Source organism: Enterocloster lavalensis (assembly GCF_046603895.1).
GTDB lineage: Bacteria > Bacillota > Clostridia > Lachnospirales > Lachnospiraceae > Enterocloster > Enterocloster lavalensis.
In genome coordinates, this window is sequence record NZ_CP176637.1 from 290507 (window position 1) to 304051 (window position 13545).

Sequence of the window (13545 nt, forward strand, 5' to 3'; positions counted from 1 at the left end):
GCCATTTTCGTTCGATCCGCTACCGGTCCATTTGAATCCTTGTGACCGCCTTTCCCGTGCGCTCCATCTCCTCCGCCGCCCGCTTCTGGGCCGCCACTTTTTTCGCCGCCCGCTCCAGCACAGTCTCCGCCTGATCCCTTGGGATCACACAGACGCCGTTTACGTCGCCCACGATAAAGTCGCCCGGATTTACCGCCACGCCCGCGCAGCTCACCGGCACGTTGATCTGCCCCTCTCCCGTCTTCTGAGCGGTCCCGCAGGTCAACGCCCTGGCAAATACTGGAAATCCCGCTTCCTCACAGCCCTCCAGATCCCGGAACGCCCCGTCGATCACCACCCCGGCCGCGCCCTGAAGCCGCGCGCAGAGGCTGCGGTGGTCTCCCCAGTAGGAACACTGGCAGACCCCCTGTCCGGCGATCACGATCACGTCGCCATCCCCGGCCAGTTCGATGGCCCGGCTCACAATGGCTCCCTCTCCCGCCGGAACCTTGACGGTCAGCGCCCGGCCCACGATCTTCGTGCGCCCGGTCCACGGCTTGATGTGGTAGTCCATAGCGCTGAATACCCCGGCTCCGTCGCACAGCTCCGGCACGGTAAACTCCCGCAGCCGCTCAAAGAGTTCCCTCTCCTTCTCCAAAATCCGCACCTCCGAAATCATCTTTTATCGTATCTGTTCAATGCCTTCACCGATACGAGCAAAAATCCATTTAAAATCGCCTTCGGCGATGGGATTTTTGTCTGCAAGCTTACCGAACAGTTACCTTTTATCACCATTATATAGAAAAGCGTCTCATAAGTAAAATATATGATTTAATATGGAAGTGATAGGCAAAATCATATAGCCCCGCCAAAGCCCGTCCCACGCAAAAAAACAGAGCGCACCGGCCGCTCAGGCCAGAACACTCTGCTCTTATCAACTTCTATCCAACTCCGCTCACGCCGCCTCTACGCCAGGAAAATGCACCACAGCGGCGCGGTCACCATGGACAGTAAGGTGGAGCTGATCACGCATTTGGTTGCGAACACCTCGTCGCAGCTGTATTTCGCCGCCAGAATCGCCGTCACGCTGGCCGCGGGCATCCCTGCCAGCACCACGGACACGCCGGTCACCAGGGGATCCAGATGCAGCAGCGCGCAGACCGCCCAGACCAGAAACGGCACCAGGAACAGCCGCACAAAGGCGTAATAGACCGTCAGCCTGGTCCACATGGACTTAAAGCACTGCCCCGCCAGGATGCTGCCGATAAACAGCATGGAGATTCCGGTGTTGGCCCCGGCCAGGGTGTGCGCTGTCTGCCCCACAAAGCCGGGCAGGCGCAGCTGGGCGATCATCAGAAACAGGCCGATGGCCACCGCAATGATACAGGGGTGGGTGGCTACCTTTTTCACCAGGGACTTCTTGTCCGGGCACTCCGTAAAATAGGTCAGGCCCATGGACCACATGAACGTCCGCTGGGGAATCAGGTACACCGAGGCGTACATGAGGCCCAGCGGTCCGAATATGCCCTCCGCGATGGGGTTGCCCAAAATTCCCGCGTTGGAGCAGATGGTCGCGTATTGGAGCACCTTTTTGTGCTTTTCCTCCACTCCCGGGTACAACATATAGCTGAGCAGGAAGCTGCCGATCTGTATGCCGATGGCCACCAGAAAGATCACCATGCAGCTGCGCAGAATCTCGCCGTTAAATTCCATCTCAAAAGATTTTACGATGCTGCACGGCAGAGTGACATTCACCACCAGGTCCGTCAAAAGCTCCCGGTTGCTGTCCGTGATCATTCCGATCTTGCGCAGATACAGCCCCAGGAGCATAAGGGAAAATAACATTCCCTGCATAATAAATAAATTGTTGAAATCCATGTCCATCCGTCCTCTGTCTTTTCATTAGAATCAGACATAACTGCCCGGACTCCCGGCAGCCACAATCAGACAAAGTATAACGCGATCCGCCCGTCCCGTCAAATATCTATTTCCTATATCTGCCATAACCTATGATGGTATTGGAACAGTTCACGCCAGGGAGGACATCCAAAAAAGGCCCGCGCAGAGCAGAAGGTAAAGAATCACGCCGGGATTGAGCACCACGGCGGAAAAACGCCGTCCCCAGACCATGGGCTTCTCCCCGGGCCTGAACACGATCTCCTTGCGCCTGGAAATGAGAATCACCAGACCGCCCACCGCGCAGACGACGCTCATCACCAGATAGAGCGTCAAAAGCGCATTGCAGACCAGGGGCACCACCGGTCCTAAGTCCACGCCGAAAATCTGCTCCAGCCGCGCCACCATTCCCGCGGGATCCCGAACCTCCATCAGTCCCTTATTCAGCTCCACGGTGAACACGCCGCCGATCAGATTGAAAAACATGTGAAAACCGATGGTGTAGCCGATATGTCCGGTCTTGATGTACACGTAGGCAAACAGGGCTCCCAGCCCGAAGGCGTAGAAAAACTGGGAGAAATTCCCATGGGCCAGGCCGAACAGCAGACCGGACACCACAACGGACACACCGTCGCCGTAGGCCGCGATGCGGTCGATAAGCATTTTCCGGTACAGCAGTTCCTCCACTATCGGGGCGGCAAACACCACCATGGCGATATTGAGCAGCATCCCCACCCCGGTCATCATATCCTCGGGCTGAACGCCGTCTCCTCCGGCCGGAAACAGGGCGTCCACAAACTGGCTGAGCAGGATGCCCACAAACCCGATGCCGATGCAGATCACAAAACAGGCCGTGAGCTTCATCGCGCTCCAGCTCTCACCACCCGGACGCCCCTGCTTGGGGATCAGGCGCATGAGAAGGGCGGCCACTGGAAACGCCACCCCGTACATGGAGATGGCCGAGATCACAATCTGCACGGTCTGGTTCTCGAAATCCACGTCCAGACCTCCCACCAGGCCCACCAGCATCATGATCACGATCAGCACCAGCTGGGCCGCAAAGGCCACACCCATAAAGGCGAACAGCACCAGGCCCAGCCGTGAAAACTGGCGGGACTGCTCTTTGGAGCGGGCCGTTTTCTCCTGCTCCTCCATGAAAATCCTGGCCCGGGTCCGGGCCTCCGCCATCGCACAGGCCTGCTGTACCTGCATCTGGATGTAGGCCGCCGTGGAGGACTTAATCTCCTCCATGGCAGCCGCCTTCATCCGGTCTATCTCCATCTGCGTCTCTCTCAGCAGCCGCTCCCGCTCCGGGTCCCGGCCGCTCTCACTCCGACTCGTCGTGTCCGGCTGACCGGAAGCCCCGCGGGACTCCCTCTCCGGCTGTTCAAAACGTTCATCCATCTGTACTGAATCCTCAGACCCGGGACATCAATCGAACAGACGCTCCACCTGCTCTGTGATGGCCTTAAGGTCCTCTTTCTTGGGAATATAATTGACCCGGATCTTGTCCAGGCAGATCTCAAATCCGCAGGCCTTAAGCTCGTCCTCCACCTGTCCGATGCTCTGTCCGCCCCAGCCGTAGGAGCCGAAGGCAAAGGCTTTGCGGTTCTTGGGCGAAAGGCCCTTTAAATAGCACAGGAAGGCCGCCACCTCGGGCATCATCTGGTTGTTCAGCGTGGGGGAGCCCACTGCGATATATTTGCGCTCCAGAATCTCCGGCACGATCTCCGAGCGGTGGGTGTTCTTTAAGTCGTAGAGCTTGACGGAAACGCCCTTGTCCGCGAACGCCTCGGCGATGGTTTTCGCCATCATTTCCGTGGAATGCCACATGCTGTCGAATACCACCATTGCCCCGGATTCCGGTTCATTTGCGCTCCAGCGCTTGTAGGCGTCCATGATCGTGTCGATGTGGCTTCTCCAGATAATCCCATGGCTGGGGGCGATCATGTCCAGCCCCAGCTCATGGACCACGTTCCAGGCCGCTGCCGCCTGTCTGCCGTAGCACATCACGATGTTGGCGTAATACTTTTTCGCCTCCTCCATAGCCACAGCCAGGTCCGTCTGGTCGTCAAAACGCTCGCTGGTTGCATAGTGCTGACCGAAGGCGTCGTTGGAGAACAGAATGCGCTCCTCCGGGCAGTAGGTGACCATGTTGTCCGGCCAGTGCAGCATGGGGGTGGTCACAAAGGTCAGATTGCGTCTGCCGATGTTGAGGGAATCCCCCGTCTTCATGGGCTTGTAGTTTAAATTGCCGTAGTGGGCGCTCAGGCCCTTTAATCCGCTGGGCGCGCTGGTGATGATCGTGGCGTTGGGGCAGGCCCGCACCATGGCGGGAAGGGCTCCGGAATGGTCCATCTCCACATGGTTTGAGATAATATAATCGATCTTCGCCGGATCGATCACATCGGAAATCCGCTCCAAAAGCTCGCCGGAAAATCCTTCCTTCACGGTGTCGATCAGCGTCACCTTCTCATCCAGAATCAGATATGCGTTGTAGGTGGCCCCCCGGTTGGTGGTATAGCCGTGAAAATTGCGTATATGCCAGTCGATGGCTCCGACCCAATAGATACCCTCGCGAATCTCTGTCGCTCTCATAAAATATGTCCTCCTTGCAAGTGTTTCTTCTGTCCGTCCAGGGTTACAAAACCCCATTTCGTCTTGATCGTCCTTATCTTAACAAAATACCGGCCGCATTTCTGTTGCATTTGCAACAAAAATGCGGTATGATAAAGATAATCATCCGCTGCATATCATAACACAGAAAATCAGGAGGGGAAAGGGACATGACCGAATATTTTCAAAAAAATTTATTCTACAATATATCGCTGGAGGAGTACAAACATCTGCTGGGCTGTCTGAATGCCAGGGAAAAGCATTTTACCGGCGGCGAAACCGTCCGTTCCTACGACCAGGCGTTTCACAGCATCGGCATCCTGGGCAAGGGCAGCGCCCTGGTGGTCCGCTACGAAATCAACGGCGCCCGCACCATTTTGGAGCGCCTGGAGCCACAGGATATTTTCGGCCAGCTGCTGTCCGCCTACCAGAAAAATCCCTTAAACGGCATCTCCGTAGTCTGTGACGAGCCCTGCGACGTGCTGTTCATCAACTACAACGGCATCAGCCGCCCCTGCGCCAAGGCCTGCACCTATCACCAGCAGCTGATCCAGAATATGCTGACCCTGATCTCCGAGAAGGCGGTGGATTTGAGCGAGCGGGTAGAGGTCCTCTCCCAGCGCACCATCCGCGAAAAGCTGATCTGCTTCTTTTTGCAGATGGCAGGCCGCCAGAAAAGCGAGTCCTTCACCCTGCCCTTCACCATGGTGGATCTGGCGGACTATCTGTCCATCGACCGCAGCGCCATGACCCGGGAGCTGAAACGGATGAAGGAGGAGGGGCTGATCGAGATCAACCGGAGAAATATCCGGTTGCACATCGAAGCCGCCGTCTAAAGGGATCATCCCATTTTCTGGGCAAGTCCGCCCAACAGCGACGGCATAACCACCGCCATCCCCATAATCGCCGCCAGGAACAGAGCCGCGACCAGCAGCCACCGGAGGATCGCGCCTCTGCCGCCACCGGCAAGCTCCGCGTCCTCCCCGCTATTCCCGGCATATTGCCCGTCCATCCTTCCATTCCCGGCGCAGCTCCTGCTCTCCCCGCCGCTCCCGGCCTGTTCTGCGCATGCCGCTCCGGCCGCTTTTTCCTCCTCTGCCGCCCTCATCTCCCCCTGGCTTGCTCCGCAGTAATTGCAGAACCGGGAGTTGTTCTCAATCTGCTTTCCGCAGTTCTTACAGTACATCCTCAAATCCTCCTTTTTTGCCTCAAAGGGCGCGGGGCGCTGCCCTGACCGCTGCGCCCCCAGTAATCGGTTCCATTGCATTCACAAAAAAATGCTCCCCCGGCCCCATACGGCGCCGGAGAAGCATCGCGTCAATCACCTGTTACCGGTCCCTATTCCTCCACCGGAGAGAATACGTCCTTGCCCATGCCGCACAGCGGGCAGACCCAATCGTCGGGAATGTCCTCAAACGCGGTTCCCGGTTCGATACCGCCGTCGGGATCGCCAACCTCAGGATCATAGACATAGCCGCAGGGATCACATACATATTTCTTCATCGTTACGTTTCCTCCTTAAAATAAAGATCTCAATTCGTTTGATATCCAGATAATATCATAGTTATTCCTAATTTGCTGTGATATATGCAACAAAAGCAAATTTTTAAGAGAAAACATAGGAATTGTTTACTCTGCCTCTTTGGCTGCGGCTCTGGCCTCAACCTCACGCTTCTGCACATCGCCGGGAGCCTGCTCGTAGCGGCTGAACTCGTAGGAGTACAGTCCGATACCGCCGGTCATGGAGCGCAGATCCGTGTTGTAGCCGAACAGCTCGCTCATGGGGATATCTGCCTCGATCACCTGTTTGCCGTGGTGGTCGGAGTTCATACCCAGCACGCGGCCGCGTCTGCGGTTCAGATCGCCCATCACGTCGCCGGTGAACTTATCCGGAACCGTAACCTTTAAGGAGGCGATGGGCTCCAGCAGCACGGGGTTGGCATCCATAAAGCCGCTCTTGAACGCCAGGATCGTTGCCATCTTGAATGCCATCTCGGAGGAGTCAACCGGATGGTAAGAACCGTCTAACAGCGTAGCCTTAAGGCCAACAACCGGATAACCGGCAAGCGGTCCCTTGACGACGCAGTCCTGCAGGCCCTTCTCAACTGCCGGGAAGTAGTTCTTGGGCACGGAGCCACCGAACACCTTCTCCTCAAATACATAGGGCTTCTCCAGATCGCCGGAGGGCTCGAATTCCATGATAACGTCGCCAAACTGGCCGTGTCCGCCGGACTGCTTCTTGTGCCGGCCCTGTACCTTTACTTTCTTGCGGATGGTCTCGCGGAAGGCGAATTTCGGTTTGCTTAAGGTTACGTCCACCTTGTAGCGGTTCTGCAGCTTGCTGAGCACCACGTCCAGCTGCTGGTCGCCGATGCCGTACAGCAGCGACTGGCGGTTCTCCGCGTCGTTTACAACCTTTAAGGTCAGATCCTCTTCCATCATGCGGGCCAGAGCGGTGGAAACCTTGTCGTCCTCGCCCTTGTTGACGGCCTTGTATGCCATATATGTATAAGGAGTGGAAATTTGCGGTTTGTGGTACACGATGGGTGCGGTGCGCACGGCCATGGTGTCGCCGGTCTGGGTAACGGTCAGCTTTGCAACCGCTCCGATATCTCCGGCCTTCAGCTCAGGCACCTCGATCTGCTCCTTGCCGCGCAGCACGTACAGCTTGCCGATCTTCTCCTCCATGTCCTTGTTCACGTTGTAGACAACCGTGTCGCCCTTTAAGGTGCCGGTACAGATCTTCATCAGGGAGTATTTGCCGATGAAGGGATCCACAATGGTCTTGAACACTCTGGCGGAAAGGTTTACGTCGTCGTTGTACTTGGCGGTAAAGCGCTCGCCCGTGGACACGTCCACGCCGATGCACTCGAAGTGATCCGGTGACGGGAAGTATTTGTCAATGGCCTGCAGCAGAACCTTAAAGCCCTGGCAGTTGAGGCCGGAACCCATCATCACGGGAACGATGTCGCCCTGGATTACGTGGGTTCTGAGGGCGGTGGAGATCTCCTCCTGTGTAAATTCCTCGCCCAGGAAATAGCGCTCCATATATTCTTCACTGGTCTCTGCAACGGCTTCGATCAGGGCATCCCTTGCAATGGTCAGGTTCTTCTGAACATAGTCGGGAATCGGGCACTCTTCATAGTCGCTGAGAGTGGTAAAGCGGCGGCCCGCCATCTTGACCACGTTTACAAAGCCCACAAATTTTTCATTTTCACGGATCGGCAGCTGGAACGGCGCGATCTTACGGCCGAAACGAGTCTCCAGCTTTACGACCAGTTCGCGGTAGCTGGCGTGGTCGTCGTCCATATTGGTCACAAAAATCAGGCGGGGCAGGTTGTACTTCTCGCAGATCTCCCAGGCTTTCTCCGTGCCGGGCTCGATACCCGCCTTGCAGTTTACCACGATAATGGCGGCGTCGGCTACGCTGATCGCCTCTTCCACTTCGCCCACAAAGTCGAAAAATCCGGGAGTGTCCAGCAGATTGATCTTGATGGGTCCGCTCTCGCCTTGATACTCCAACGGAATCAGAGTTGTTGAGATGGAGAACTGTCTCTTGATCTCTTCCTTGTCATAATCGCTGATGGTGTTGCCGTCCGGCACCTTGCCCATACGTTTGGTAACTCCAGTCAGAAAAGCCATAGCCTCCGCAACGGTCGTCTTGCCGGAACCTCCGTGACCAAGTAATACGACGTTGCGGATTTGTTCAGTACCATAAACGTTCATAAACTTCCCTCCTTATATGTGTATACTTCAAGATGACAAAGCATCCCTTTAAATCCATGGGTCTATTTTACTAAATTATTCGGAATTTATCAAGCAATTTGCTCAAATTTAGACAAAAATTATAAAATCGTTTTTCACTTTCGGGAAAGAACCCCGTAAAACAAGGGAAATTTCGCAATATATTCCCTCAAATCCACAGTTTCCAAATTTTAGGCAGCCCCATCCTTTCCGTTCCGGCGGGACGTACATCCCGCCGAAGGGAACTACAGGCCCTGCTCCCGCATCTTTTCCCACAGCCGCGCAAAGCCTTCCGGGTCGGGCGTCGGTCCTCCCTCCGCCTCCACCTCGGCCTCGGCTTCCTTAAAATCCTTAAGCAGCTGGTCATCGGAAAAGCCGTACAAGCGCTGTAATAATTCCGTTATCTCATCTTTCTGTTTCATGTTCCGTCTCTCCTTTCTGTAAAAGGTGTACCTGTTTTTTTATTATACCATCGGTATTTTACAATTTTGTGGCTAATTTCGTCTATTTGCCTTAACATTTTATAAACATACTCCAAAGCCCCTCCCATTTCCTGCTCTGCGCCCGCCGATCCTGGCGCGCGTCAAAGTTTTAAAGTTTAACGCAATAAAGTGTTGACATTTTAATTCCAATCGCTTACACTATCAGAAGCAAAAGACATACGCGCCGGTCCGGACGGCATACGTTTTCTTAATATACCGAATAAAGGAGCATTTCTCTCATGATTATTATTATGAAACCAAGCGCCTCCGACGAGGCGATCCGCAAAGTCACGGATATCATTGAATCCAAAGGGCTGCAGGCCCATCTGTCCAAGGGCTCCCAGGTCACCATCGTAGGCGTGGTGGGCGACAAGACCCAGCTGGCAGGCTGCAACATCGAGATGAGCGAGGGCGTGGAAAAGATCGTCCCTGTAACCGAGTCCTACAAGCTGGTCAACAAAAAGTTCCACCCCGAGGACTCTGTGATCCCGGTAGGAAACACCCACATCGGCCCCGGCACTATGACCGTGATGGCCGGTCCCTGCGCCATTGAGAGCAGGGAACAGCTGATGGAGACGGCATTTGCCGTGAAAAAGGCCGGCGCCACCTTTCTGCGGGGCGGCGCTTACAAACCCAGGACCTCCCCCTACTCCTTCCAGGGTCTGGAGGAGGAAGGGCTCAAATACATGAAGGAGGCCAGGGAAGCCACCGGCCTCAACGTCATCTGCGAGGTGACCAGCGCCCACGCCATCGAGGCGGCCGTCCAATATGTGGATATGCTTCAGATCGGCGCCCGCAACATGCAGAACTTCGAGCTGTTAAAGGAGGCCGGTAAATCCGGCATCCCCGTGCTCTTAAAGCGCGGCATCGCCGCCACCGTGGACGAGTGGCTCAACGCGGCGGAGTACATCATTTCCGAGGGCAACCCCAACATCGTGCTCTGCGAGCGGGGCATCCGCACCTACGAGACAAGCACCCGCAACACCCTGGACATCAGCGTGGTGCCCGTGATCCGCCAGAAGAGCCATTTGCCCGTGATCGTGGACCCCAGCCACGCCACCGGCGTGCGGGCCTACGTGGAGCCTTTGGCCAAGGCGGCCGTGGCCGTGGGAGCCGACGGTCTGATGATCGAGGTTCATCCCTGCCCGGCCAAGGCCCTCTCCGACGGGCCCCAGTCCCTGACCTTCGACGCCTTTGATCAGCTGATGGGGGATTTAAAGCCATATGTGGAGCTGGCGGGAAGGCATTTTTAAGGGAACGCGGAGCCGGTTGGAAAAACGGTCTGAGACAGTATCCGGCAAAAACGTATCATAGCGGCGCGGGAACCGCAAAATCCTCCCGCCGCATTTACAGAGAAAGAGGGATAGGAAATGGGAGAACAGAACATGACGGATTCCACCATCGGTTTTATCGGCCTGGGGCTCATCGGCGGCTCCATCGCCAGGGCGATCAAGCGCAGGCAGCCCCAGGTGCGCATCATGGCCTATATGCGGACCCGCGCCAGGCTGGAGCAGGCCAAAGCGGACGGCATCGTGGACGTGATTCTGGAGGGCATCGGCGATCAGCTGTCCCAGTGCGACCTGATCTTCCTCTGCACCCCGGTGGAGTACAACGCCCAGTATCTCACGGCCATCCGGCCCTATTTAAAGGAGGGCGCCCTGATCACGGACGTGGGCAGCACCAAGACCAGCATCCACCAGGAGATCGCGCGCCAGGGCCTGGAGGACCGCTTCGTGGGGGGCCACCCCATGGCAGGCTCGGAAAAGACGGGCTATGAAAATTCCTCTGACCACTTGCTGGAAAACGCCTACTACATCGTGACGCCGCCCGTGGGCGCAGACGGTTCCCTGCCCTTTGAGGAGCAGCCGGAAAATGTACGGCGCATCCTGACCGTGGCCCGGATCATCGGCGCTATCCCCATGGTGTTGGACTACCGGGAGCACGACCGGGTGGTGGCCGCCATCAGCCATCTGCCCCATCTGATCGCCTCCTCCCTGGTCAACCTGGTGCGGGACAGCGACACGGCTGCGGGCACCATGAAACGGGTGGCGGCCGGAGGCTTCAAGGATATCACCCGCATCGCCTCCTCCTCCCCGGAAATGTGGGAGCAGATCTGCATGACCAACACGCTCCCCATCGCGGAGGTTCTGGAGCGCTACATCGCCTCCTTAAACCTGGTGCTGGACCAGATCCGTGGGCGGGACAACGAGGGGATCTACAAGCTGTTTGAGACCTCCCGGGACTACCGCAACTCCATTACCGAACGGGCCAGGGGGCCCTTAGAGCCGGCCTACGAGTTCTCGGTGGACGTGGTGGACGAGGTGGGTTCCATCTCCACCATCTCCGTGATCCTGGCCGCCAAGGGCATCAGCATCAAAAACATCGGCATCAACAACAACCGGGAGCACGGCGAGGGAGCGCTCAAGATCGCCTTCTACGACCAGGAGTCCATGGAGGCGGCCTGGAAGCATCTCGACAAATACAAATACGAAATGTTCAGGGTGTAGCCGTAAGGGCGCACCCTTTCAAAGATTACGAGGGGGAATTGAAAATGGAATCTATGGAATTTACCAAAGCAATGTCCGGGTTAAACGGCGAGCTGGCCGTGCCCGGCGACAAGTCCATCTCGCACCGGGCCGTCATGTTCGGCTCCATCGCCAAGGGATTGACTGAGATTCGGGGCTTTCTCCAGGGCGCGGACTGCCTCTCCACCATCGCCTGCTTCCGGCGTATGGGCGTGGGCATCGACAATCTGGGCGACCGGGTGCTGGTGCACGGAAACGGCATGCGGGGACTGAAGCGCCCCGCCGGACTGCTGGACTGCGGCAACAGCGGCACCACCATGCGCCTGATCTCCGGCATCCTGGCGGCCCAGAACTTCGACGTGACCCTGACCGGCGACGCGTCCATCCAGAAGCGCCCCATGAAGCGCATCATCGACCCGCTGTCCATGATGGGCGCGGATATCGCCAGCGTCAACAAAAACGGCTGCGCCCCTCTGCGCATCAAGGGCCGCCGCCTCACCGGCATCCACTACAACTCCAAGGTAGCCTCCGCCCAGGTGAAGTCCGCCGTCCTCCTGGCCGGACTTTACGCCCAGGGCGAGACAAGCGTCACCGAACCGGCGCTCTCCCGCAACCACACGGAGCTGATGCTGCGCCACTTCGGGGCCGCGGTAAATTCCTGCGGCGCCACGGCCACGATCTCCCAGGCGGACGAGATGTTCGGAACAAAGGTTGCGGTGCCCGGGGACATCTCCTCCGCCGCTTATTTCATCGCGGGCGCTCTGATGGTTCCCAGCTCCCAGGTGCTGATCAAGGGCGTGGGGATCAATCCCACCCGTGCCGGAATCCTGAAAGTCTGCCGGGACATGGGCGCGAATCTGACGCTGTTAAATGAAAACCACAGCGGCGCCGAACCCACCGCCGACCTTCTGGTGCGCCACTCTCCCCTCCGCGGAACTGTGGTGGAGGGCGAGGTGATCCCCACCCTGATCGACGAGCTGCCCATGATCGCAGCCATGGCCTGCACGGCCCAGGGCGAGACCGTCATAAAGGACGCGGCGGAGCTGAAGGTCAAGGAGTCCAACCGCATCGCCATCATGGTGGAGAGCTTAAACGCCATGGGAGCGGACGTCACAGAGACGGAGGACGGCATGATCATCCGGGGCGGACACCCCCTGCACGGAGCGGAGATCGACAGCCATCTGGATCACCGCATCGCAATGACCTTCGCGGTGACCGCCCTCTGCGCCGACGGCGTGACCGCCATCAAGGACGCCCAGTGCGTCAATATCTCCTATCCGGGGTTCTACCGGGATTTGGAGAAGCTGACGGAATAAATCATCTGACCATTGGATGACCGCAGGCTGTTATATTCAACCAAAAATCCCCAGCCCGGGATATCTGCCAACCGCAGCGGCAGATATCCCGGCCGGGGATTCTCTTTTGTTTCTTTTTCTCTTTTCATTATCCCAACGCCACGTCCAAAATCATCATCACCACAAACCCTGCCGCGAACCCGATGGTCCCGATATTGGAGTGTTCGCCCTCCGCGGACTCCGGGATCAGCTCCTCCACCACCACGTAGACCATGGCGCCTGCGGCGAAGGACAGCATATAGGGCAGCGCCGGGCCGAGGAAATCCGACAGCGCCAGCATGATCCCCGCGCCGATGGGCTCCACGATCCCGGAAAGCATGCCGTAGACAAAGGCCTTGTTCCTTCCTGCCGCCTCCTTTAAGGGCAGGGAAATGATGGCTCCCTCCGGGAAATTCTGGATGGCGATGCCGATTGCCAGGGCCAGAGCCCCCGCCATGGTGATGGTGCCGTTGTCAGCCAGCAGACCCGCGAAGGCCACGCCCACCGCCATGCCCTCGGGGATGTTGTGCAGCGTCACCGCCAACACCAGCATGGTGCTCTTCTTCCAGTTGCCGCTGGGACCTTCCGGCTCCTCAGCGTCCAGGTGCAGATGGGGAATCAGCCGGTCCAGTGCCAGCAGAAATCCGATTCCCAGGCAGAAACCCACCGCAGCCGGAATAAACGCCAGCTTCCCCATTCCCTCGCTCATATCCATGGCCGGGATCAGCAAAGACCACACCGAGGCCGCGATCATCACGCCCGAGGCAAAACCCAGAAGCCCTTTCTGCACCACCTGGCGCATCCCCTGGCGCAGAAAATAAACGCAGGCCGCCCCGGCCGTGGTTCCGATAAACGGGATCATAATCCCAATAAAAATATTCATTACTTAAACCGCCTTTCTAAATACAGAAGCGGGCGCAATGTATGTCCCGCGCCCGCTCCCTCACCGCTTATGGCCGCCCGCCGCTC

General features: G+C 57.4%; 13 protein-coding genes. 4 read left to right on the forward strand and 9 right to left on the reverse strand.

The features are described from left to right. Positions 1 to 19 precede the first annotated feature (19 nt). The 4 genes from ACK2JC_RS01340 to ACK2JC_RS01355 all read right to left on the reverse strand — a co-directional run bounded on the left by ACK2JC_RS01340 (position 20) and on the right by ACK2JC_RS01355 (position 4473). Entirely contained in the window at positions 20 to 646 is a 627-nt protein-coding gene (locus ACK2JC_RS01340) for an RraA family protein (protein ID WP_320937681.1), read from the reverse strand. A gap of 299 nt (positions 647 to 945) precedes the next feature. Further along, positions 946 to 1857: an AEC family transporter gene (locus tag ACK2JC_RS01345; RefSeq protein WP_320937672.1), complete on the reverse strand. Its 912-nt coding sequence runs from the start codon at positions 1855 to 1857 to the stop codon at positions 946 to 948. Between the two features lie 150 nt (positions 1858 to 2007). After that, complete coding sequence (locus ACK2JC_RS01350) at positions 2008 to 3279, reverse strand: type II CAAX prenyl endopeptidase Rce1 family protein (protein ID WP_320937671.1); 1272 nt, start codon at positions 3277 to 3279, stop codon at positions 2008 to 2010. Positions 3280 to 3306: 27 nt separating this feature from the next. Further along, positions 3307 to 4473, reverse strand: coding sequence for an FprA family A-type flavoprotein (locus ACK2JC_RS01355; RefSeq protein WP_092360342.1), 1167 nt, complete (start codon positions 4471 to 4473; stop codon positions 3307 to 3309). Between the two features lie 188 nt (positions 4474 to 4661). Here ACK2JC_RS01355 and ACK2JC_RS01360 point away from each other — a divergent pair, with 188 nt between their 5' ends. Next, entirely contained in the window at positions 4662 to 5327 is a 666-nt protein-coding gene (locus ACK2JC_RS01360) for a Crp/Fnr family transcriptional regulator (RefSeq protein WP_368271363.1), read from the forward strand. Between the two features lie 5 nt (positions 5328 to 5332). Here the strand turns inward: ACK2JC_RS01360 and ACK2JC_RS01365 are convergent, their stop codons facing one another. From ACK2JC_RS01365 to ACK2JC_RS01380, 4 genes are all read right to left on the reverse strand, one after another. Next, a complete protein-coding gene (locus ACK2JC_RS01365) occupies positions 5333 to 5677 on the reverse strand; it encodes a zinc ribbon domain-containing protein (protein WP_320937669.1) in 345 nt (114 codons plus the stop codon). A gap of 152 nt (positions 5678 to 5829) precedes the next feature. Further along, complete coding sequence (gene rd / locus ACK2JC_RS01370) at positions 5830 to 5994, reverse strand: rubredoxin (protein ID WP_092360339.1); 165 nt, start codon at positions 5992 to 5994, stop codon at positions 5830 to 5832. Positions 5995 to 6120: 126 nt separating this feature from the next. Continuing rightward, entirely contained in the window at positions 6121 to 8217 is a 2097-nt protein-coding gene (locus ACK2JC_RS01375; RefSeq protein WP_092360338.1) for an elongation factor G, read from the reverse strand. A gap of 263 nt (positions 8218 to 8480) precedes the next feature. Next, positions 8481 to 8657 carry a hypothetical protein gene (locus ACK2JC_RS01380; protein WP_166434466.1) on the reverse strand — a complete coding sequence of 59 codons (177 nt, stop codon included), beginning with the start codon at positions 8655 to 8657 and terminating at the stop codon, positions 8481 to 8483. Positions 8658 to 8956: 299 nt separating this feature from the next. Between ACK2JC_RS01380 and aroF the strand changes: the two genes are divergently transcribed. From aroF to aroA, 3 genes are all read left to right on the forward strand, one after another. Continuing rightward, on the forward strand, positions 8957 to 9970 hold the full coding sequence (gene aroF, locus ACK2JC_RS01385; protein ID WP_320937668.1) for a 3-deoxy-7-phosphoheptulonate synthase: 1014 nt from the start codon (positions 8957 to 8959) through the stop codon (positions 9968 to 9970). Positions 9971 to 10087: 117 nt separating this feature from the next. After that, the gene (locus ACK2JC_RS01390) at positions 10088 to 11224 is read left to right on the forward strand and encodes a prephenate dehydrogenase (RefSeq protein ID WP_320937667.1); all 1137 of its coding nucleotides are present in this window, start codon (positions 10088 to 10090) and stop codon (positions 11222 to 11224) included. A 53-nt stretch (positions 11225 to 11277) separates the two neighbouring features. Continuing rightward, positions 11278 to 12558, forward strand: a complete 1281-nt coding sequence (gene aroA / locus ACK2JC_RS01395; RefSeq protein ID WP_368271366.1) for a 3-phosphoshikimate 1-carboxyvinyltransferase — start codon at positions 11278 to 11280, stop codon at positions 12556 to 12558. Positions 12559 to 12685: 127 nt separating this feature from the next. On the opposite strand, the gene ACK2JC_RS01400 is transcribed toward aroA, so the two are convergent. After that, positions 12686 to 13459, reverse strand: a complete 774-nt coding sequence (locus ACK2JC_RS01400; protein WP_092360336.1) for a ZIP family metal transporter — start codon at positions 13457 to 13459, stop codon at positions 12686 to 12688. Positions 13460 to 13545 lie beyond the last annotated feature (86 nt).

Coding starts and splice junctions, on each gene's coding strand:
- ACK2JC_RS01400 (WP_092360336.1), bottom strand. CDS start 13,459: ATGAATATTTTTATTGGGATTATGATCCCGTTTATCGGAACCACGGCC.
- ACK2JC_RS01390 (WP_320937667.1), top strand. CDS start 10,088: ATGGGAGAACAGAACATGACGGATTCCACCATCGGTTTTATCGGCCTG.
- aroA (WP_368271366.1), top strand. CDS start 11,278: ATGGAATTTACCAAAGCAATGTCCGGGTTAAACGGCGAGCTGGCCGTG.
- ACK2JC_RS01350 (WP_320937671.1), bottom strand. CDS start 3,279: ATGGATGAACGTTTTGAACAGCCGGAGAGGGAGTCCCGCGGGGCTTCC.
- ACK2JC_RS01380 (WP_166434466.1), bottom strand. CDS start 8,657: ATGAAACAGAAAGATGAGATAACGGAATTATTACAGCGCTTGTACGGC.
- ACK2JC_RS01355 (WP_092360342.1), bottom strand. CDS start 4,473: ATGAGAGCGACAGAGATTCGCGAGGGTATCTATTGGGTCGGAGCCATC.
- ACK2JC_RS01375 (WP_092360338.1), bottom strand. CDS start 8,217: ATGAACGTTTATGGTACTGAACAAATCCGCAACGTCGTATTACTTGGT.
- aroF (WP_320937668.1), top strand. CDS start 8,957: ATGATTATTATTATGAAACCAAGCGCCTCCGACGAGGCGATCCGCAAA.
- ACK2JC_RS01365 (WP_320937669.1), bottom strand. CDS start 5,677: ATGTACTGTAAGAACTGCGGAAAGCAGATTGAGAACAACTCCCGGTTC.
- ACK2JC_RS01360 (WP_368271363.1), top strand. CDS start 4,662: ATGACCGAATATTTTCAAAAAAATTTATTCTACAATATATCGCTGGAG.
- rd (WP_092360339.1), bottom strand. CDS start 5,994: ATGAAGAAATATGTATGTGATCCCTGCGGCTATGTCTATGATCCTGAG.
- ACK2JC_RS01345 (WP_320937672.1), bottom strand. CDS start 1,857: ATGGATTTCAACAATTTATTTATTATGCAGGGAATGTTATTTTCCCTT.